At 74.9% G+C, this 19,015-nt stretch carries 16 protein-coding genes; 8 read left to right on the top strand and 8 right to left on the bottom strand.

Translation table 11 applies throughout. The features are described 5' to 3' along the window. The first annotated feature begins 35 nt into the window (after nt 1-35). Genes WMI84_RS00275 through WMI84_RS00260 form a run of 4 tightly spaced genes read left to right on the top strand, consistent with a single transcriptional unit; the run spans nt 36 to nt 3,717 of the window. The gene (locus tag WMI84_RS00275) at nt 36-962 is read left to right on the top strand and encodes an ABC transporter ATP-binding protein (RefSeq protein WP_347349985.1); all 927 of its coding nucleotides are present in this window, start codon (nt 36-38) and stop codon (nt 960-962) included. Next, nucleotides 959-1,696 carry an ABC transporter permease gene (locus WMI84_RS00270; protein WP_347349984.1) on the top strand — a complete coding sequence of 246 codons (738 nt, stop codon included), beginning with the start codon at nt 959-961 and terminating at the stop codon, nt 1,694-1,696. Before WMI84_RS00275 ends, WMI84_RS00270 begins: the two co-directional genes overlap by 4 nt. Before the next feature lie 51 nt (nt 1,697-1,747). Further along, entirely contained in the window at nt 1,748-3,082 is a 1,335-nt protein-coding gene (locus WMI84_RS00265; protein WP_347349983.1) for a sensor histidine kinase, read from the top strand. Beyond that, nucleotides 3,079-3,717 (top strand): response regulator transcription factor, encoded by a 639-nt coding sequence (locus WMI84_RS00260; RefSeq protein ID WP_347349982.1) that lies wholly within the window; start codon nt 3,079-3,081, stop codon nt 3,715-3,717. The genes WMI84_RS00265 and WMI84_RS00260 overlap by 4 nt, the downstream gene beginning before the upstream one ends. Nucleotides 3,718-3,810: 93 nt before the next feature. Here the strand turns inward: WMI84_RS00260 and WMI84_RS00255 are convergent, their stop codons facing one another. From WMI84_RS00255 to WMI84_RS00225, 7 genes are all read right to left on the bottom strand, one after another. Continuing rightward, on the bottom strand, nt 3,811-4,200 hold the full coding sequence (locus WMI84_RS00255) for an SHOCT domain-containing protein (RefSeq protein WP_347349981.1): 390 nt from the start codon (nt 4,198-4,200) through the stop codon (nt 3,811-3,813). A 234-nt stretch (nt 4,201-4,434) separates the two neighbouring features. After that, complete coding sequence (locus WMI84_RS00250) at nt 4,435-5,628, bottom strand: N-acetylmuramoyl-L-alanine amidase (protein ID WP_347349980.1); 1,194 nt, start codon at nt 5,626-5,628, stop codon at nt 4,435-4,437. A gap of 133 nt (nt 5,629-5,761) precedes the next feature. After that, nucleotides 5,762-6,085 (bottom strand): thioredoxin, encoded by a 324-nt coding sequence (trxA, locus tag WMI84_RS00245; RefSeq protein ID WP_347349979.1) that lies wholly within the window; start codon nt 6,083-6,085, stop codon nt 5,762-5,764. Between the two features lie 74 nt (nt 6,086-6,159). After that, complete coding sequence (gene trxB / locus WMI84_RS00240; RefSeq protein ID WP_347349978.1) at nt 6,160-7,191, bottom strand: thioredoxin-disulfide reductase; 1,032 nt, start codon at nt 7,189-7,191, stop codon at nt 6,160-6,162. Nucleotides 7,192-7,299: 108 nt separating this feature from the next. Continuing rightward, nucleotides 7,300-9,078 (bottom strand): protein kinase family protein, encoded by a 1,779-nt coding sequence (locus tag WMI84_RS00235; RefSeq protein WP_347349977.1) that lies wholly within the window; start codon nt 9,076-9,078, stop codon nt 7,300-7,302. Nucleotides 9,079-9,116: 38 nt separating this feature from the next. Continuing rightward, nucleotides 9,117-11,453 (bottom strand): DUF6049 family protein, encoded by a 2,337-nt coding sequence (locus tag WMI84_RS00230; RefSeq protein ID WP_347349976.1) that lies wholly within the window; start codon nt 11,451-11,453, stop codon nt 9,117-9,119. Beyond that, complete coding sequence (locus WMI84_RS00225; protein ID WP_347349975.1) at nt 11,450-11,935, bottom strand: NUDIX hydrolase; 486 nt, start codon at nt 11,933-11,935, stop codon at nt 11,450-11,452. The genes WMI84_RS00230 and WMI84_RS00225 overlap by 4 nt, the downstream gene beginning before the upstream one ends. A gap of 110 nt (nt 11,936-12,045) precedes the next feature. Between WMI84_RS00225 and WMI84_RS00220 the strand changes: the two genes are divergently transcribed. The 3 genes from WMI84_RS00220 (at nt 12,046) to WMI84_RS00210 (ending at nt 14,737) form a co-directional block, all read left to right on the top strand. Beyond that, nucleotides 12,046-13,518 (top strand): CCA tRNA nucleotidyltransferase, encoded by a 1,473-nt coding sequence (locus WMI84_RS00220; RefSeq protein WP_347349974.1) that lies wholly within the window; start codon nt 12,046-12,048, stop codon nt 13,516-13,518. A gap of 155 nt (nt 13,519-13,673) precedes the next feature. Further along, nucleotides 13,674-14,258 (top strand): sigma-70 family RNA polymerase sigma factor, encoded by a 585-nt coding sequence (locus WMI84_RS00215; protein WP_347349973.1) that lies wholly within the window; start codon nt 13,674-13,676, stop codon nt 14,256-14,258. Next, nucleotides 14,258-14,737 (top strand): carboxypeptidase regulatory-like domain-containing protein, encoded by a 480-nt coding sequence (locus WMI84_RS00210; RefSeq protein WP_347349972.1) that lies wholly within the window; start codon nt 14,258-14,260, stop codon nt 14,735-14,737. Before WMI84_RS00215 ends, WMI84_RS00210 begins: the two co-directional genes overlap by 1 nt. A gap of 112 nt (nt 14,738-14,849) precedes the next feature. Here WMI84_RS00210 and WMI84_RS00205 read toward each other — a convergent pair whose 3' ends face one another. After that, the gene (locus tag WMI84_RS00205) at nt 14,850-17,534 is read right to left on the bottom strand and encodes a CHAT domain-containing protein (protein ID WP_347349971.1); all 2,685 of its coding nucleotides are present in this window, start codon (nt 17,532-17,534) and stop codon (nt 14,850-14,852) included. Between the two features lie 170 nt (nt 17,535-17,704). On the opposite strand from WMI84_RS00205, the gene WMI84_RS00200 reads away from it, so the two are divergent. After that, nucleotides 17,705-19,015, top strand: a complete 1,311-nt coding sequence (locus WMI84_RS00200) for a S8/S53 family peptidase (protein ID WP_347349970.1) — start codon at nt 17,705-17,707, stop codon at nt 19,013-19,015.

Below are 19,015 nucleotides of genomic sequence, written 5' to 3'. Positions count from 1 at the left end.
TACCGGTGCCGCGCCCGCGGGCCGAGGCTGGAGGCATGGCAGTCATCGAGGTCGCCCACCTGCGCCGGACCTACGGCGAGACCGTCGCCGTCGCCGACGTGTCCTTCACCGTGCAGGAGGGCGAGATCTTCGGGATCATCGGCCCGAACGGAGCGGGCAAGACGACGACCGTCGAGTGCCTGCTCGGCCTGCGCCGCCGCGACGCCGGCCTGGTCAGCGTCCTGGGTCTGGACCCGGCCACCGACCACGACCGGATCACGACCCTGGTCGGCGCCCAGCTGCAGGAGGCCGCACTGCCGGACAAGCTCTCCGTCCGGGAGGCGCTCGAGCTGCACGCCGCCTTCCACGCGCGCCCGATCGAGCTGGGCGAGCTGGTCGACCGGCTCGGCCTGCGGCCGGTCCTGCGCACCCGCTTCGCCCGGCTCTCCGGCGGCCAGCGCCAGCGCCTGTCGATCGCCCTGGCCCTGGTCGGGCGGCCCCGGATCGCGATGCTCGACGAGCTGACGACCGGCCTGGATCCCGCCGCTCGGCGGGAGACCTGGCGGCTGGTGCGCGAGCTGCGCGACACCGGGGTGACGGTGCTGCTGGTGACCCACTCGATGGAGGAGGCCGAGCGGCTCTGCGACCGCTTGGTGGTCATCGACGCCGGGCGGGTCACCGCGTCCGGCAGCCCCGCCCAGATCACCGCGAGCGTGGCCCCGGACCAGACGATGCGCTTCGTGCCCTCGCGCCCGGTGGAGCCGGCCGACCTCGTCGACCTGCCGGGGGTACGCACGGCCGGGCGCAACGGTCCGGAGGTCGTCGTGTCCGGCACCGACGGCGTCGTCCAGTCGGTCATCGCCGAGCTGATCCGGCGCGACATCCTGGCCCAGCGGCTCCGGGTCGAGCAGGCCGGGCTCGACGACGCCTTCGTGGCCCTGACCAGCCGCACCACCGCCCCCCTCGAGAGGAAGCCGGCATGACCGCCTACATCGCGATGACCCGCGCCGAGGGCCGTCTCATGCTGCGGGAGCCCATCCTGAGCTTCTGGGCCTGCTTGTTCCCGGTCCTGCTGCTCGGCATCTTCGGACTCATCCCCGTCTTCCGCAGCCCCGACCCCGACACCGGGGTACGGCTCATCGACCTCTACCTGCCGGTCCTGATCCTGATGTCGATCTGCTTCCTGGCCGTGACGGGCCTGGCGACAATCCTGGGCACCTACCGGGAGCGCAAGGTCCTCAAGCGGCTCGCGACGACCCCGGCCGGCTGGCACCGGCTCGTGTGGGCCCAGCTGACCCTGCTCGGCGCGGCCGTCCTGGTCATGGCGCTCCTGCTCGTGACGGTCGCGCGCACGGCCTTCGCGGTCCCCCTGCCGGCGAACCCGGCGGCATACCTGCTGGTCCTGGTGCTCGTGACCGCGGCGCTGCTCGCCCTCGGCCTGCTCGCCGGTGCCCTCGCGCCTTCGGCGAAGGTCGCCTCGGGGGTCGGCTCGATGGCCTTCTTCCCGCTCATGTTCTTCGGTGGGCTGTGGGTGCCGGTACCGGCCATGCCCGAGCTGCTGCAGACCATCAGCGGGTACACCCCGCTCGGGGCGGGCTCGCTGGCGCTGTACCGGGCGGCCGCCGGCGGATGGCCGGCGGTGCTGCACCTGCTCGTGCTGGTGGGGTATGCCGCCGGGCTGGGCGCCGCGGCCGTGCGCTGGTTCCGTTGGGAGTAGGGCCGTGACCGGGTGCCCCGGGGGTCCGCCCCCGCCGCGTAGGATCGGATGATGGGCCAGGACGGGCGCGGGCTCGCCGCTGCGGAGCAACGCTGGCGCAGCCGGGAGACGACCTTCTTCCGGTGGCTGCCGCACGGGCTGCTGCTGGTGGTCACGACCGTGGTTCTGCTCGGCTCGCTGTCCCGGATCGCCCCGGCGGCACTGCTCGGTCTGGTGCTCGCCACCTCGGCCTGGGAGGCGGGCTGGTCAACGGCGCGGGTGCGTCGCTCCCGGGACCGCAGTCCGGGTCTGGGCCGGGCCGGACGGCTGGGCGGCGCCGCGGACGGCGTCTACCTCGGGGTCCTGTTCGCGCTCACCGCGTGCCTCGACCTGGCGCACCCGCTGTACGGCTTCTTCACCTGGTTCCTGTTCATCCGCACCTTCGACGTCGCGCGCGGCTGGCCCCGCTGGGTCGGGGTCCTGGCCGTCGCCGGCCTGATCAGCTGGGCGCAGTCGGGCTCGCCGGTGGAGCCGACCACCGGCCTGCTCGTGTTCTGGGCCGCGCTGCTGGCGATGAACCTCGGCATCGCGGTGGCGGTGGTCCGGTTCATGGAGGTCTCCGACCGTCACGCCGAGCGGCGCAAGGAGCTGGTGGCCGAGCTCGAGACCAGCAACGCGCGACTGCAGCAGGTGCTGGCCGAGAACGCCCGCCTGTACGACCAGCTGCTGGGCCAGGCCCACGAGGCCGGGGTGCAGGCCGAGCGGGAGCGTTTCGCCGGCGAGGTCCACGACACGATCGCGCAGGGGCTGGCCGGCGTGATCACCCAGCTGGAGGCGCTGGAGCGGGCCGGCTCGGCCGAGGAGCGGCAGCGGCACGCGAGCGCCGCCAGGCAGATCGCGCGCGACGCGCTCGCCGAGGCCCGCCGCTTCCTGGCCGCGGTCGGGCCGGAGCGGCTCGAGCAGGCCCGGCTCCCGGACGCCGTCCGGGAGCTGGCGGCCGCCTGGGCGGTCGGCACCGGCGTCGCGACGCACGTGGAGGTGGTCGGGACCGCGGCAGCCCTGACGGCCGATGCGGAGGTCGCACTCTACCGCGCCGCGCAGGAGGCGCTGACCAACGTCGCCAAGCACGCGCAGGCCGCGCGCGTCGTCGTGACGCTCTCGTACACGGACAGCGCCATCCTGCTCGACGTACGCGACGACGGGCGGGGCTGTGACGCTGCCGCCCCGACGTCCGGCACCGCCTTCGGCCTGCGGTCGATGCGCCGGCGGGTCGCCGCTCTGGGCGGGCAGGTCACCCTCGAGTCCGAGCCGGGGGCCGGCGCCACGGTCAGCGCGGTCATCCCGAAGCAGGGCCCGAGCCCGGTCGCGGCCCCCGGGTCGCGTGCCGCGCTCGAGGAGCCGGCATGACACGGATCGGCGGACCGGTCCGGGTCCTGGTCGTCGACGACCATCCCGTCGTCCGGGACGGCCTGGCGGGGATGCTCGGTGGCACTCCCTGGGTCGAGGTCGTCGGTGCCTGCGCGGATGGCGCGGCAGCGCTGTCGTTCGTGGCGGCGCACCCGGTCGACGTGGTGCTGATGGACCTGCGGATGCCGGGGATGGGCGGGGTGGAGGCGATCCGGGCGCTGGCGGCCCGCGCTCCCGACGTGCGGGTGCTGGTGGTGACCACCTTCGACACCGAGGCCGACGTGCTGCCCGCGATCGAGGCGGGCGCCACCGGCTACCTGCTCAAGGACAGCTCCGCGGACACGCTGCTCGCCGGCATCCGCGCGGCCCACGCCGGACGGACCACGTTGTCACCGACCGTCGCCGACCGCCTCGTGACCATGGTGCGGTCCCCGTCCCAGGGCGCCCTCAGCCCCCGGGAGCGTGAGGTGCTGGCCCTGGCCGCTGACGGTGCGACGAACAAGGACATCGCCGCGCGGCTGTTCGTCAGCGAGACGACGGTCAAGACCCACCTGCTGCACGTCTTCGACAAGCTCGGGGTGCGTGACCGGGCCGCGGCCGTCAGCGAGGGCCACCGACGGGGCATCCTGCGCTGACCGGACGCGCCCGGGAAGGGTCAAGCCCCCACGCACCTGCTCCGGTGCCGGGGGCTTGATCGGACGAGGGCGCGGTGCCCCGGGAGTTGCGGCTCAGGCCAGCGCCCGCGCCTTGATCGTGGCGAACTCCGCCTCGGTGATCGAGCCGGAGTCGAGCAGCTGCTTGGCCTGGGCGATCTCGGCGGCCGGCCCGGCGTGGGCGACCGAGCGGATGTAGGACTCGGCGGCGTCCTGCTGCGCCTGCGCCTGGCGGGTGGCCCGGCCGGCCATGCCGCGGCCGCGGGCGATCAGGTAGACCAGCGCGGTCAGGAAGGGGACGAACATCAGGAAGAGCAGCCAGACGGCCTTCGCCCAGCCGGACAGCTCGCGGTCGCGGAAGAGGTCCACGAGGATGCTGAACAGCGCGATCAGCCACGCGACGAACACGAAGATGGCGAAGAACATCCACAGGAAGTCCCAGATGTGGGACAGGAAGTCACCCATTGCAAGGGTCCTTTCAAGGTGATGGCCCGACGGTCGGGTCAGGCCAGGGAAGATGCAGGGTGGCGCGCCGTCGGGCCCCCCGAACGCCCACGACGACGTGCCGTGCAGAGGCAGGGCACAGCCCGGCGGGTCTACGCCTGACGGTGGACGTTCCACCCCGATCCTGCCGGACGATTCGGGGGGCGAGCAAATCCGATGCTCGCGCCGGGCGGGACGACGCCCCCCGGGCGGGGCTCAGCCCGGAGGCGAGGAGCCGGCGGACATCGCCTCGAGGTGCCGGCGCAGGTCGGACAGGCGCAGCATCCCGGTGCGGCCGAGGTCGGCGTCGCCGAGGTACATCCGCTGCAAGGCCACCACGATGCCCTCGGCCAGCCCGTCCAGGATGCCGGGGCGGGCAAGGAGGGCGCAGTCGCCGGGGTGGGTGAGGTACCCGAAGTCGAGCCGGACGGCCGGCATCCGGGTGCGCCGCAGCAGGGTCCACGTGCGCGCGTGTGAGCGGCAGTCGGTCAGGCCGGTGCGGGCCACGACCTCGCGCAGCATGAGGTCGGCGAAGCGCTCGCCGATCGTGGACCACCCACCATGGTCGGGGTGTCCGTAGAAGAAGGTCGCGACGCCGTGGCCGGAGGTCTGCATCGAGTGGTCGCTGTGCAGGGTGATCAACAGGTCCGCCCCGGCATCGTTGGCGAACGCGGCACGCTCGTCCTCGGAGCCGCCCGGGGTGTGGGCGGTGTGCGTGAAGACCACGTCGACCCCGTGCGCGGACAGCCGCGCCTCGACCCGGGCCGCGATGCCGAGCGCGACCGAGGCCTCGGTCAGCCCGTCGGGTCCGATGACACCGGGGTCACCCCCGCCGTGTCCGGGATCGAGCACGATCGTGCGCCCGGCCAGGCTGGGCCCGGACCGGCGCAGCTGCTCGCGCTCGCGCAGGGCAGTGGCCGACCCGCCCCCCACGCTGCGGCGCAGCGCCTCGAAGGCGCCTATCGTCCCGGGCCCGACGACCCCGTCGCCGGCGAGCCCGACCGCGCTCTGGAACGTCCGGATCGCGGCGTCGGTCTCGGGACCGAGGATGCCGTCGACCTTGCCGACGCTGAAGCCGAGCTGCACCAGCCGGCGCTGCAGCACCCCGACGTCGTCACCCTCGAGGGCAGGTCCGGACGTGTAGCGCAGCACCCGGTCGCCGAGCCGCCACTGCGCCCCGTCGAGCACGGCGAAGGTGGCCCTGCCGACCACCCCGTCGACGATCAGGCCACGGCGCTGCTGGAAGGCCCGCACGGCCTGCTCGACGGTGGCGTCGTAGGCGACATCCCGGCGGTCGTCGAGCGGGAAGGAGGCGGGCAGGTCGCCGGTGAGCATGAGCCGGTGGCAGACGGCGGCGACGGCCGGGCCGCGGTCGCCCGGCCGGAGCGCGTTCACGGGGTGCGACGTCATTCGGACTCCTTCCGCCGCGCCTCGGGCGGTGCCGCGGCGTGCGGCGCGCTCTGGTTCGGGGCCGTGGTGCAGCCTAGTACCCGAACCGTTCGGTCGGGCTGAGCGGCGGCTGTGAGCTGCCGGGGAGCCCGGCTCAGGCGATGAACTCCTCGAGCTCCCGCAGCAGCTTGGGCTTGGGGTGCGCGCCCACGATGGTCTTGACCACCTGACCGCCCACGTAGACGTTCATCGTCGGGATCGAGACGACGCCGTACTGGGCCGTCGTGCTCGGGTTGGAGTCGGTGTCGAGCTTGACGACGTCGATCTTGTCGCCGTGCTGGGCAGCGATCTCCTCCAGGATCGGGGCCACCTTGCGGCACGGGCCGCACCAGGTGGCCCAGAAGTCCACGAGGACCGGCTTGTCGTTCATGAGGACGTCGTCGGCGAAGGCGGCGTCGCTGGTTTCCTTCAGGGCCATCTCGTTCCTTTCGTATGCCGCCGAGCTCGTATGCCGCTGGGCAGCGGGCGCGCGGACGGGGCGGGTTGCTCGGGTCAGTGCCGGCCCGTCGCACCGGCTGTGGCCGGGACGGCGGCTGCCGCGGGGCTCGCGCCCTCGATGACGAGGGCCGGTGCTGCGGCCGGCCGCCCGGCGTCGGGCAGGCCGGACAGGTAGTGCTCGGCGTCCAGGGCAGCGGCACAGCCGGTGCCGGCGGCGGTCACGGCCTGACGGTAGGTGTGGTCGACGAGGTCGCCGCAGGCGAACACCCCGGCGAGGTTGGTGCGGGTGGAGCGTCCGTCGACCATGACGTAGCCGCCCTGGCCCAGCTCGACCGCGCCCTTGACGAGCTCGCTGCGCGGGTCGTGGCCGATGGCGACGAACAGGCCCGTCACGGCCAGCTCGCGGGTCTGGCCGGTCGTGGTGTCGGTGAGGGTCACGCCGGTGAGCTTGCCGTCGCCATGGATCGCGCTGACCGTGCTGTTCCAGGCGAAGCCGATGCGGTCGTTGGCGAAGGCCCGGTCGGCCATGATCTTGCTGGCGCGCAGCTCGTCGCGGCGGTGGACGATCGTCACGGACCGGGCGAACTTGGTCAGGAAGGTGGCCTCCTCGATCGCCGAGTCGCCCCCGCCGACGACGGCGATGTCCTGGTCGCGGAAGAAGAACCCGTCGCAGGTGGCGCACCAGGAGACCCCGTGCCCGGACAGCTCCTTCTCGTTGGGCAGGCCGAGCTCGCGGTAGGCCGAGCCCATCGCGAGGATGACCGCGCGAGCCGTATAGGTGCTGCCCGAGCCGGTGGTGACGGTCTTGAGCTCGCCCTCGAGCGAGACCTCGACGACGTCGTCGGTGACCAGCTCGGCGCCGAACCGGGCGGCCTGGGCGCGCATCTGGTCCATCAGGTCCGGGCCCATGATCCCGTCGGGGAAGCCGGGGAAGTTCTCGACCTCCGTGGTGTTCATCAGTGCGCCACCGGCCGTCACGGCGCCCTCGACGACCACGGGGTGCAGGTTGGCGCGGGCGGCGTAGATCGCGGCCGTGTACCCGGCCGGGCCCGAACCGACGATGATGACGTTGCGGACGTCGGACATGGTTCTCCCAGATTCGTTGCGGATCGGTCGACCGCGGGGCCGCTGCCCCGGACCTGTACGGCTCAACCGATCCTACGGGGCGCTTGTTCCCGGAGCGGGACGCCGCGGTCAGCGCACCACGACCTCGGAGACCTGGGCGCGGAAGCGGTTCGGGGCCTCGGCAGGCGCGGCCTTGGTGACCCAGACGATGACCTTGGAGGCCGGTCTCAGGTCGTCGGGCGCGGTGAGCTTGACCGTGCCCGACTTGTCGCGGACCTTGCCGATCTTCTGGGCGCCCGCCAGGCTCGCCCGGTCGGCGGCATACACGGTCACGTCCTGGTCGGCCGGCAGGACCAGCTCGACCTGGCTGATCCTGGCCCGCTCGTCGAGGTCGAGCACGAGCCCGACGCCGTCGCGGCTGCCGTTGAAGTCGTCGGTGGCGAACCAGCGCGACTGCCACTGCGTGTCGCGGTCGCCGTCGAAGGCGAGCCGCGCCTTGGCGTCGCCCTGGTCCTCGTGACCCTCCGGGTCGAAGCCGGTGCCGCCGGTGATCTCGATCGGCGTGCGCGCCGCCGCGCTCTTCGTCGGGCTCGGGCTCGGCGAGGTCGCCGAAGCGGTCGGGCTCGGCCGGGCTGCCGTCGAGGGCGTCACGGCCGGCGCGGTGGCCGGCCCGTCGTGCCGACCGATCTTCATGACGTTCTGTACCCCGATGACCAGGGCGACGAGGACCAGCGCGCCGACGATGGCCAGCGCGATCCGGGCCTGGGTGCGTGACGGTGCCTCCGGCACCGGGTGGCGCAGCAGCGGGACGGGCGGCTCGAGCTGCTGGTTGCCGCCGCCCTCGAGGGCGTCGTGCAGGGCGACGTCCTCGCCGTCGAACCCTTCGGTGTGTGCCGCGCGGCGCTCGGCGGCGCGCGCGGCGGCCTTGTCCGCCGCGGCCCGGGCGAAGGAGCCCACCCGGTCGCCGATCGCGGCGGCCGCCCCCGCCGCGGCGGCGCCCGCGGTGGCCAGGTGGTGCGCCCCGCGATGCTCCTCGGTCTCCGGCTCGAGCCCGGGCAGGACGCGGGTCGAGCTCGTTGCGACCACCGGCCGGGGCAGCCCGATCGCCGTTGCGCCGTCGGTCGTGGGAGCCTCGTGCGGCCAGGGTGCGAGCTGGTTGGCCAGGTCGCCGGGCGAGGCCGGCCCGGCGTCGTCGGCCAGGGTCTGACGGCAGATCAGGTCGAGGTCGGTCGGGACCCCGACGGCGATCTCGGACGGAGCGGCCAGCCCGCCGACGATCGTCGGGGCCGGCTCGAGGCCCTCGTGCGGGGCCGGCGGGACACGCTCGGGCGCCGCCGCGGGCCAGCGGCCGGTCAGGCCCGCGTAGGTCAGCCGGACCAGCCCAACCGCGTCGACCCGGGAGGCGAGGTCGTCCGGCGCGCCGTCGAGGTCGGCCAGGGCGGCGTCGGTCGCCAGCCCGCGCACCTTGACGGCGCCGTCGGGCATCCGCAGCACGCAGTCGGGGGTCAGCGCCAGATGGTGCAGCCCGCGGTGCCTGGCCTTCTCGAGCGCGACCGCCGACTCGCCGACCAGCCGGCGCACCTCGTCGGCGAGCAGGCCGCCGCCCACCAGCAGGTGCGCGAGCGTCACCGAACCGGTCAGCGGCTCCTCGACCACGAAGGACACGTCCTGGTCGGTGCCGACGTCGAGCACCCGGACCAGGCGCGGGTCCTCCAGGCCGGCGGCCCGGCGGGCCGCGTCGAGCGTGGCCGCGGTCACCGACGCGGTGCTCGGGAAGCACACCAGGACGACGTCGCGCTCCAGAGTCTGGTCGGTGGCCCGCCACCGCTCGTGGTGCGGGCCTTCGGCGGTGCGCAGGGTGACGGCATACCGACCTGCCAGGACCGATCCCGGACCGACTCCCTGCACGATCCCGTCACCCCTTCCTCGGCTTGGTCGCGTCCATCCTAAGTGGACCGGCCGCGGCTGCCGTGCTGCTGACCGTGCGAGTCGGTGTCCGGATCGGGCGGGTTGCCGATCTGCTCCAGGCGCGAGGTCCCCCGCAGCAGCGACCGCGCGACACCGGCGATCAGGACCAGGGCCGCGAGGATGCCCACGGCCCAGTAGATGGTGCGGTCCAGCGGGTTGGCCGTCACCGGGATCACGGCGGGCCGGCCGATCGGGGTGCCGTCGGCCGTGGTGAGCGCGGCCCGGATGTCGGCCTGTCCAGCCGCGACCGCGCGGACCGCCACCTTGACGCTCGTCTTCGACGCGGCGCCGATCCGGATCGGGCCCGGTTGCGCGATGATCTGCATCCGTGGGTTCGTCGGGGTCAGCACGAGCCGGATGTCGGCGACCGCGTAGCCGAGGCCGTTCTCCACGGTGAGGGTCAGGGTGCCCTGCTCGGCCAGGAAGTTGAAGCTGCGGGGCACGACCCGGATGGCGCTCGTGGCCGCCTTCACGTCGGCCGTGACCGACGCCTCGAGCCGGGTCCAGCCCGCGCGGTCCCACCGCCACCGGGTGCTCGCGAGCTCGTCGAGGACCTCTTGGTAGGCGGCCTCGAAGCTCGGGCCGTCGCGCAGCACCGTGGCCACCTCGTGCAGGGTGTCGCGCTCGGTGGCCATCCGCTGCAGGCGCGGCCCGGTCAGGGTCGGCTTCGGCGCGGCCGGGGCGACCGGCCCGGCGGGTGTCTCGACGCGGGTGGCCACGTCGGATCCCGAGTCGACCAGGAGGGTGTCGGCCCGGACCGGGATGAGCCACGGCGCGGCGTCGATGGCGTCGAGCAGGTCGCCCAGGCCAACCGGGTCGGGGTTCAGCGTGCGGGCGCCGAGCACGAGGACCGAGCGTTCGGTCCCGGGCCGCTCCCACAGCAGCGCGAGCGTCTCGGCCAGGAACCGCTGGCGCGCCGCCACCCCCGCGTCCGGACCGGCCGGCAGCAGGGCCGACAGGGTCGGGTCCCAGCCGAGCAGTCGCGTGCCGGCCGCGCTGACGCGGCGCGCCGAGGGGGTGTATGCCGCCGTCCTGCTGATCGCCGCGCTGTTGACCACGATCCCGGCCGGGCGACCGACCCGGGTGCCCTGTAGCAGCGTCAGCAGCGCCTGCTCGCGTGCCGGGGGGGCCAGCCCGTCGGCGGGCAGGACGACGTCTGCCCGGACCGGTCGGCCGAGCCGGCTGCCGACGATCGCGGACCGGTCGACCAACCCGCGGATGATCGCGTTCGACGGGTCGATGGCCGCGGCGGCCGCGAGGTCGGCGTCGGCGTACGGCAGCGCCCAGACGGTCCGGTCCTTCAGCGCCTCGGCCACCTCGTCGCCGAGCCCGGCGACGACCCGGCCGGCGATGGTCGGTGCGGGGGTCGGGGTCGGCGCCGCCGTGCTGCCGGGCGTGGACGGCGGCGCCGCGCCGGGGGCCGGCGCGGTGGGCAGCGCCGAGCCGTCCGCCGGCGGGCCGGTCGTGGCGGGCTCGCTCCCGGTGGGGCCGGGCGTCGGCGCCGTCGGCGCGGAGGCGCCCACCGCGCTGGGCCCGAAGACCGACGGGTCCACGGCCAGGGTGACCTCGTGCCCGGCGGACCCGTCGAGCAGGTCGCGCACGCGGGAGCCCGGGCCGATCGCCGCGCGCCAGGCCCGGATTCGGGCATCCTCCGGGCCCGAGAAGAGGGCCGGGTCGGGCGGGAGCGTGACCGGCAGGACGGTGGCGATCTCGAGCGGGACGTACTCCTTGCGCGCCTGCCAGGCCAGGAAGGTGCGCAACACCCCGACGGGTCCGCCCGCCTCGCGCGGGACCACCTCGATCGAGATCGGGATGGCGGCGAAGGGCAGGCTGGAACCGACCCGGCCGGAAGGGACCTGCACGCTGAACCCGGTGCTCCCGGCGGCCTCGACCGTGGGCAGTCCGGCCCGGGCCACGGTCGACCCGCGCGCCGGGCCGGTCTGCCTCGCCCAGGCCGCGACGGCGTCGTGGCGGGTCAGGCCGGACGGTCCGCGCACGACCCGGAGCCGCGCGCCGCGTAGCGCCCGGTCGCGGGGGGCGGTGACGGTGCCGGTGATGGTCACGGTCGTGCCGGGCCCGGTCACGAAGGGGCTGACGTCGGTGACGGTCACCAGGGCCCGGTCCGGCCCGGGCGTCACGTGAGGGTCCGGGCCGTCCGGTCGGCCTGCGGCGTCCGGGACGTGTCCTGCCGTCGCGCGCGCTGCCCGGGCGGCCCGCTCGGGCAGCGGCACCGCCCCGGCGACGCCGCCGACCGTGGTGAGCAGGAGCAGGAGCGCGGCCCCGAGCCCCGCCGGGACCCGCCGCCATCGGCTCACCCGTCGCCCGCCAGCCGGTGCCAGGCCGCCTGCGCGATGCGCCGCTCGTTGGGGAAGGTGAGGCGCCGGTGCACCTCGTCGAGCCGCGCCCACACGGCGTCGATGGCCTCCCGGTCCGGGTCGTTCTCGACGGTGATCTCGCCGCCCACCGCCTCCAGCAGGTAGTGATGGACGTACTTGTGCACCCGCTTGGTCGAGGTGGCGAACCAGTAGTCGATCATCCCCAGCTCGACCAGCACCCGCCCCCGGATGCCGGTCTCCTCGGCCACCTCGCGGACCGCGGTCTCGACCAGGGTCTCGCCCGGTTCGACGTGCCCCTTGGGCAGGCACCACTCGATGCGCCCGGCCCGGTTGCGGCGCGCGATGATCGGCAGGTAGGCGCACCCGTCGCAGATCGCGACCGCGATCCCCCCGGCCGAGCGCTCCTCGACCGCGGGCAGCCGCCGGCCGGGGGTCGGCAGCGGCTTGGGCAGGGCGGTCACATCGCCACCCTAGCCAGCGCTCCTTCGAGGGACGCCCAGCCGCGCGGCACGTCGCCGCGCGCCGCGGTGGGCGGCATACCGACGGATGCCGCTCACCTAGGCTGAAGGGCGTGTCCGACCACCGCACCCCCACGGCACCCGCCCCGGCCACGTTGTTGCAGGGGGCCGTCGCCCGGCTCGCTCCCGTGCTGCCGCTGCTGACCGAGCTCGGGGACCGGTTCGCGGCGGCCGGGCACGAGCTCGCCCTGGTCGGCGGGCCGGTGCGCGACGCGTTCCTCGGGCGCAGCTCGCCCGACCTCGACTTCACCACGGACGCGCGGCCGGAGCAGATCCTCGCCGCGGTCGAGGGGTGGTCCGACGCGCGGTGGGAGATCGGTCGCGAGTTCGGCACGATCGGGCTGCGCAAGGGCGCGCGGACGCTCGAGGTCACCACCTACCGCGCCGACACCTACGACCGGGCCTCGCGCAAGCCCGACGTGATGTTCGGCGACTCGATCGAGGCCGACCTCGGGCGTCGCGACTTCACGGTCAACGCGATGGCGATCCGGCTGCCCTCCCTCGGGTTCGTCGACCGGCACGGGGGCCTGGGTGACCTCGCGGCGCGCCGGCTGCGTACCCCGGCCGCGCCGGAGGAGTCCTTCGCCGACGACCCGCTGCGGATGCTGCGCGCGGCCCGGTTCGTGGCGCAGCTGGGCTTCACCGTCGCCCCCGAGGTGCGCCGGGCCATGACCGCACAGGCCGGCTCCCTGCAGATCGTCTCGGCCGAGCGGATCCGAGACGAGTTCGGCAAGCTCCTGCTCGCGCGGGACCCGCGGGCGGGCCTGACGCTGCTGGTCGACACCGGCCTGGCCGACGTCTTCCTGCCGGAGCTGCCCGCGCTGCGCCTCGAGGTCGACGAGCACCACCGGCACAAGGACGTCTACCAGCACTCGCTGACCGTGCTCGAGCAGGCGATCGCGCTCGAGGGCCCCCCCGACGGCCCGCCTGAGTCGGTCCCCGGTCCCGACCTCGTGCTCCGGCTCGCCGCGCTGCTGCACGACATCGGCAAGCCGGCGACGCGCCGGTTCGAGCCGGGTGGCGGCGTGTCGTTCCACCACCACGAGGTCGTCGGCGCCAAGCTGGCGGCCAAGCGGCTCAAGGCGCTGCGCTACGACAAGTCCACGGTCGGCCAGGTCGCCCGGCTCGTCGAGCTGCACCTGCGCTTCCACGGCTACGGCGGCGGGCAGTGGACCGACTCGGCGGTGCGCCGCTACGTCACCGACGCCGGGCCGCTGCTGGCCCGGCTGCACCGGCTGACCCGCTCGGACTGCACCACCCGCAACGTCCGCAAGGCCCAGCGCCTCGCGGCGTCCTACGACGACCTCGAGGCGCGGATCGAGCGGCTCGTCGCCCAGGAGGAGCTGTCGCGGGTGCGGCCCGAGCTCGACGGCAACGAGATCGCCGCGGCCCTGGGGATCGAGCCGGGCCCGGTGCTCGGGCAGGCCTACGCCTACCTGCTCGCGGTCCGGCTCGACGAGGGGCCGCTCGGCAAGGACGCCGCCCGCGAGCGGCTGCTGGCCTGGTGGGCCGCCCGGCCGCACTGACCCACCGGGCCCGGCGGTGAGTGGGCGCGCGACCGTCTCCGCGGTACGGTCGGTGGCCCGCGTGGCCGGCGTCGGGCCGGGCACGTATCTGGCGGGCCGGCCGCGCGTCTGTAAAGGGTGAGTTCTAGACTGTGCAACCTGAGAAGGGGCCAGGCATGGGCGAACAGAGCGGTCTCACGGAGCTGCTCGCCGCTGCCTCCCGCGGCGACGAGTCGGCTTGGTCTGCCATCGTGGAGCGTTTCTCGTCCCTGCTGTGGGGCATCGCCCGCGCCCACCGGCTCGGCCAGACCGACGCCGCCGACGTCGTGCAGAACACCTGGCTGCGCCTGCTGGACAACCTCGACCGGATCGAGCATCCGGAGGCGCTGGCCGGGTGGCTGGCCACCACGGCGCGCTACGAGTCCCTCACCGCGCTGCGCCGGCGCGGACGCGAACACCTCGTGCGCGACGAGGACCTCGCTGAGCGGGCGGTCGACGTCGACACGGCCGGGCTCGACGCCGCGCTGCTCGGCGACGAGCGGGACGCACAGCTCTGGTCATGTTTCACCCAGCTGTCGCCGCGCTGTCAGCAGCTGCTGCGCATCCTCATGGCCTGCGACCGGCCGAGCTACACCGCGGTGTCCGAGGCGCTCGGCATCCCGGTCGGCTCGATCGGACCGACCCGGATGCGCTGCCTGCGCACGCTGCGCGAGCTGGTCGCCAAGTCCGGTTACGTCTTCGACTCCGGGGGGAGATCGTGATGGCTGAGCACGAGCTGCACCCAGACGACGTGGCCGTCCTCGACCGGCTGCGCGCCATCATCCAGGTCGTCGACCCGGTGCCGCGTCATGTCGTCGAGCTGGGCAAGGCGGCCTTCCTGCTGCGCCAGGTCGACGCCGAGCTCATGACGATGCTCGACGCGCCGATACCCGAGGAGGCGCTCCGGGCCGGGCTGGCCTCCTCGCGGGTGCACTTCTTCGAGCACGGCAGCGTGTCCGTCGACGTCGAGCTGACCCGGCGCGGCGACTTCGCCCAGGCGGTCGGCGTGGTCACCGACAGCAGCGACCCCGGGGTGCTGCCCGACGGGCAGGTCGTGCTCGAGACGGCCTCGTCCTCGGTGACCGTGGACCTGGAGCGGGGCCGGTTCGTGGTCGACCGGGTGCCGCTGGGGCTGGTGCGCCTGGTCCTGATGAGGGGGGACCGGCCGCTGCTGACGACCGGCTGGTTCGACGCCGGCTGACGACCCGGCGCGTCAGGGGCCGGGTCGTCGGGAGGACGGGTCCGGTGGGGGATGGGCCGGTGGGGGGTCCGTCCGGGGGGCCGGGGCGTCGGGGACGGGCCCGCCGGAGGCGTCAGGCGCCCCAGGCGGTGAAGGCGGCCGCCGTCGCGGCACGCAGCACGTCGTCGCCGGCGGCGCGCCGGGCCGCCAGCCACCCCTCGGCGAGGGACCCGTGGGCACCGGCCGCGGCGTGCACGTCGGACATCACCGGCAGGCACGACGCGTCGTTGACCGGTACGACGCTGGCCAGTACGGCGCTGGTGCCCATCCCGAGCAGGCTGGAGACCAGACCCAGCGCCTCGTACGGGCTGATCGGCGCGGCCCCGCCCGAGTCGCAGGCCGACAGCACCAGGGCCAGCGGCGGACGGGCCAGCGCCTGCAGGTCGTGCACGGTCAGCGGGCCGTCGGCCAGCCGGAGGGACGAGAAGAGGGGCGCATCGGCCCGGAAGGTGCCGTGCGCCGCGATGTGCGCCAGGGCGGCACCGTCGAGCGCCTCCAGCGCAGCCGCCGCGGTGGCCTTCGCCGGGTGCAGCACGCACGCGCCGGGGTGGATGCGGCTCAGCCCGATGACCTCCTGCTCCCGGGTGGTCAGGCCGGGGCCGGTCACCAGCGCGACGTGGCCGGCGCGACCCGGGTGGGCGGGATCGTCCCGGCGCTCTCCCGCGCGCAGCCACAGGCCGATCGACGGGCTGACCGTCAGCACCGTGCCGGCCAGGACGGGCAGCAGGCCCCACGGGAGGGTCAGCAGGTCGGCCGGGGGGACCACGACGACCCGTCGAGCAGCTCGGGGCACCAGCCGACCGGTCCGGAGGGCGACCTGCTGCAGCTGCCCCCCGGCTGCGGTCAGGTCGACCCGCCGGCCCAGGGCGGCCCGGCGCAACGTGAAGCGCGCGAACTCGGCCTCGCGCAAGGCGGCGGAGACGGGGCCCACCAGCTCGTGCCGCACCCTGCCCCGGAACATCGCGAGCAGGTGCAGGGCGTCCCGGTCGCTGACCATGCTGAGCAGCAGGCCGTCGTCCCCCAGCCGGGCGAAGACCGCGTCGAGGTCCAGGCCCGGGCTGCCCTGGTGCCCCGGCTCGGCCCGAGCCCGCCGGTGTCGCTGCGCGCTGCGCACCGACGCCTCGAGATGGGCGCGCTGGCGGCCCAGCGCCGACCGGCCCGGATCGCCGTCCTCGAGCGCGTCGAGCCGGCGGGCCACCTCGCGCAACGCCGCGAGGTCCTGGCGCAGCCGAGGGTCCTCGACCGGGTCGGCCGCGCTGGTGAGGGCCGTCGCGCGCCACCGTTCGCTCCACCACAGCAGTCGACGGGCGCGGCCGGACCGGGCGGCCGCGCCGATCGCCAGCCGGGCCAGCTCGATGCCGTGGCCGCTGGCCAGCGCCCGCAGCTCGAGGTCGCCGAGCTGGCTGCGGTGCTCGTCGACGGCGTCCAGCCCCCGTCGACAGGCCGTCATGAGCGCGCGGGCGTCGTGGTGCTGGTCGGCCAGCAGCGCCGCCGCGAGCCAGCCGGCCGCCCGGACCAGCGGAGGACCGTGGTGCCGGGTCGCAGCCGCCTCCGCCAGGCTGTACTGTGCCTGCTCGGTCCGCCCCGCGGCCAGCGCGATCTGACCGTGCAGCGCGAGCCCGACGGGCAGGTCGGTGCTCCGGGCCTGCCGTAGCGAGTCGACCAGGACCTGCGCCTCGCGCAGCAGCGCGCCGGCGCTTGGCGCGGCGCGACGGGGCGCCGTGGGCACACCGGACGACGGGGTGGCCGGCGTCGGCTCGAGGCCCTGCTGCCGGGCCAGGAACCGCGCCCGCAGCCGCAGCAGCCCGGCCCGGTCGGCCCACCCGGGTCGCAGCTGGGCGCGGAACAGCAGGGCCGCCGCCCCGGCCCAGGTGTCGGCGTCGTCGAGGTCGCCGTGCGCCAGGGCGGCGCGGGCCGTGACGAGCAGCAGCTCGGCACGCCGGACCGGGGCCAGGCCCCCCCGGGCGAGGGTGGCGGCGCCGAGCTCGCGCGCCTCGTCGACCAGCCCCGCGGTCAGCAGCATCTCCATCCGGTCCCCGACCAGGTCGTCGCGCACGTTGCCGAGCTCGACGTACCGCTCCGTGACCGTGTCGAGCAGGGCCAGCGCGGTGGGCAGGTCGCCGCGCTGGTGGGCGGCCAGGGCCCGGTTGTGGACCGCCTGCACCGCCTCGAAGCGCTGCCCGATGCTGCTCAGCAGCTCCTCGGCCCGCCGGGCGTCGTGCTCCGCGGCGGCCGTTTCGCCGCGGGCCAGGTGCACGTCGCTGCGGTTGACCAGGGACCGGCCCTCCCAGAGCGTGTCGCCCAGCGCTCGGCTGCCGGAGACGGCGCGGTCGAGGTCCGCGAGCGCCGCGTCGTAGTGCGCGAGCAGCCCGAGGATGTGCGCCCGGCGGTGCAGCACCCGGGGCAGGCGGTTCGGGGGCGTGAGCGGGATCGCCGCGTCGAAGCGCCGCAACGCCTCGCCGGTCCGGCCCGCGTAGGCCAGCACCGCTGCCAGCGTGGCGAGCACGTCGCCCTCGCGCTCCCGCTGCCGGTCCGGGTCGACGCGGCGAGCCTGGCGCAACGCGGCGAACCCCTGCCGGGTCGCCTCGTCGAGGCGGCCCCGGTCACGCTCCACGACCGCGATGGTCTGGTGGGCGACGGACCGGTGGTACGGGTCGTGGGAGTCGGCCAGCAGCCGCTGCGCGGCCACGAACGCGGCCGGCGGGTCGCCGATCGCGAGCGGCAGGAGGGTCTCGGCAGGGTCCGGGCTGAGCGGCATACCAGGGACGGGACGGGGGCCAGGGACGGTTTCGGCGTGCGGTCGGGCACCGGAGGTGCCAGAGTCGTCAGCGACTCGGCGACGCCTTCGGGGCAGCGGGCCCGCGAGTCCCGGATGCGCGTTCGACGTCATGGCTGTCCTACCCGTACTCGAGCGACCTGAAGGTTCACATGACCACTGACAACGACAAGAGCAGGCCGGAACTCCCGAAGGACGCGGACGTGCGCTGGTGGGACCCGGGCAACGAGGCGCTGGCCGACCGGCGCAAGGCGGTGCAGCTCGAGCTGATCATCAAGGCGTTCGAGGGCATCGGCATCACCGTAGTTGCCTATCCGCCGGACCGCCCGCTTGAGGAGGCCGTCTACCTCTACCGGGAGGGCACGGTGCTGACCCGGGACGTGGACGCGCCGCGGGTCTACCGGGTGCTCGGCCTGGAGCAGCAGGACGACAAGACCCGTGCCGGGCGCGGCCGGGCGGTCGCGGGCCTGCAGGTGATCGAGGTCCCGGCCGACAAGCTCGGCAGCACCGCCGACGTCCTCGCGCGGCTCGATGCGGCGCTCGGGGCCGGGGTCGCGACGCCGGACCACGTGCTGCACATCACCACCTCGAGCTGCTGCCCGGCGACCGAGCCGCTGCCGTCCGCGGGGGCGCCGGTGCCCGGGATCAACCCGGACCCGGACTCCGACGGGGCGGGCGTGCGGGTGTCCGTGGTGGACACCGGTGTGCTGCCCGCTGTCGTCGCCGAGCACGCCTGGCTGACCGGGGTGACCGGGCAGCCGGAGCCGAGCGGCATCGGGCACTACACCGGTCACGGCACCTTCGTGGCCGGCGTGCTGCGCACGATGGCCCCTGCGGCGCAGGTCGACGTCGACGCGCTGATGATCGTCGGCGGCGCGGTGCTCGAGAGCGAGCTGGCCCACGACCTCGGGGAGGTGCTCGAGGGGATGCCCGACATCATCTCGATGTCCGCCGGCACCCGGACCCGGGGCGGTCGGCCGTTGCTGTCGCTGCTCGTCTTCTGGGAGGAGCGCCTGCGCCACATCAAGGGCACCGTGCTCGTCGCGGCGGCCGGCAACGACGGCGACCGGGGCCCGTTCTGGCCCGCGGCGTTCCCGTGGGCGGTCTCGGTCGGCGCGCTGGATGCGGACGGCAGCCGCGCCGGGTACAGCAACCACGGCAGCTGGGTGGACGTCTACGCCCGCGGCTCCGACGTGGTCAACGCCTACCCCAAAGGCGTCTACACCTACCAGGAGCCGCCACTGCAGGGACAGCAGGCCAACTTCATCCCCGGCCTGGCGAACTGGAGCGGCACCTCGTTCTCGACGCCGCTGGTCTCCGGGCTGATCGCGGCCCGGATGACGTGGAGCGGGGAGAGCGCCCGCGAGGCCGCCGACGCCCTGCTCGTGGAGGCGTTGGCCAACGCCCGCCCGGGGGTGGGCAAGGTGCTCGAACCGGGGATGGCCGACCCGCCGGTGCTCTGA

It is taken from the genome of Intrasporangium sp. (genome assembly GCF_039812505.1).
Classification (GTDB): domain Bacteria; phylum Actinomycetota; class Actinomycetes; order Actinomycetales; family Dermatophilaceae; genus Intrasporangium_A.
Note: the sequence above shows the minus strand (reverse complement) of the source record. Positions and strands in the feature narration are given on the sequence as shown.

Excerpts from the sequence above, each read along its gene's own strand:
- WMI84_RS00200 (WP_347349970.1), top strand. The coding sequence starts at position 17,705 with ATGACCACTGACAACGACAAGAGCAGGCCGGAACTCCCGAAGGACGCG.
- WMI84_RS00265 (WP_347349983.1), top strand. The coding sequence starts at position 1,748 with ATGGGCCAGGACGGGCGCGGGCTCGCCGCTGCGGAGCAACGCTGGCGC.
- WMI84_RS00215 (WP_347349973.1), top strand. The coding sequence starts at position 13,674 with ATGGGCGAACAGAGCGGTCTCACGGAGCTGCTCGCCGCTGCCTCCCGC.
- trxA (WP_347349979.1), bottom strand. The coding sequence starts at position 6,085 with ATGGCCCTGAAGGAAACCAGCGACGCCGCCTTCGCCGACGACGTCCTC.
- WMI84_RS00250 (WP_347349980.1), bottom strand. The coding sequence starts at position 5,628 with ATGACGTCGCACCCCGTGAACGCGCTCCGGCCGGGCGACCGCGGCCCG.
- trxB (WP_347349978.1), bottom strand. The coding sequence starts at position 7,191 with ATGTCCGACGTCCGCAACGTCATCATCGTCGGTTCGGGCCCGGCCGGG.
- WMI84_RS00210 (WP_347349972.1), top strand. The coding sequence starts at position 14,258 with ATGGCTGAGCACGAGCTGCACCCAGACGACGTGGCCGTCCTCGACCGG.
- WMI84_RS00270 (WP_347349984.1), top strand. The coding sequence starts at position 959 with ATGACCGCCTACATCGCGATGACCCGCGCCGAGGGCCGTCTCATGCTG.
- WMI84_RS00260 (WP_347349982.1), top strand. The coding sequence starts at position 3,079 with ATGACACGGATCGGCGGACCGGTCCGGGTCCTGGTCGTCGACGACCAT.
- WMI84_RS00275 (WP_347349985.1), top strand. The coding sequence starts at position 36 with ATGGCAGTCATCGAGGTCGCCCACCTGCGCCGGACCTACGGCGAGACC.
- WMI84_RS00255 (WP_347349981.1), bottom strand. The coding sequence starts at position 4,200 with ATGGGTGACTTCCTGTCCCACATCTGGGACTTCCTGTGGATGTTCTTC.
- WMI84_RS00205 (WP_347349971.1), bottom strand. The coding sequence starts at position 17,534 with ATGCCGCTCAGCCCGGACCCTGCCGAGACCCTCCTGCCGCTCGCGATC.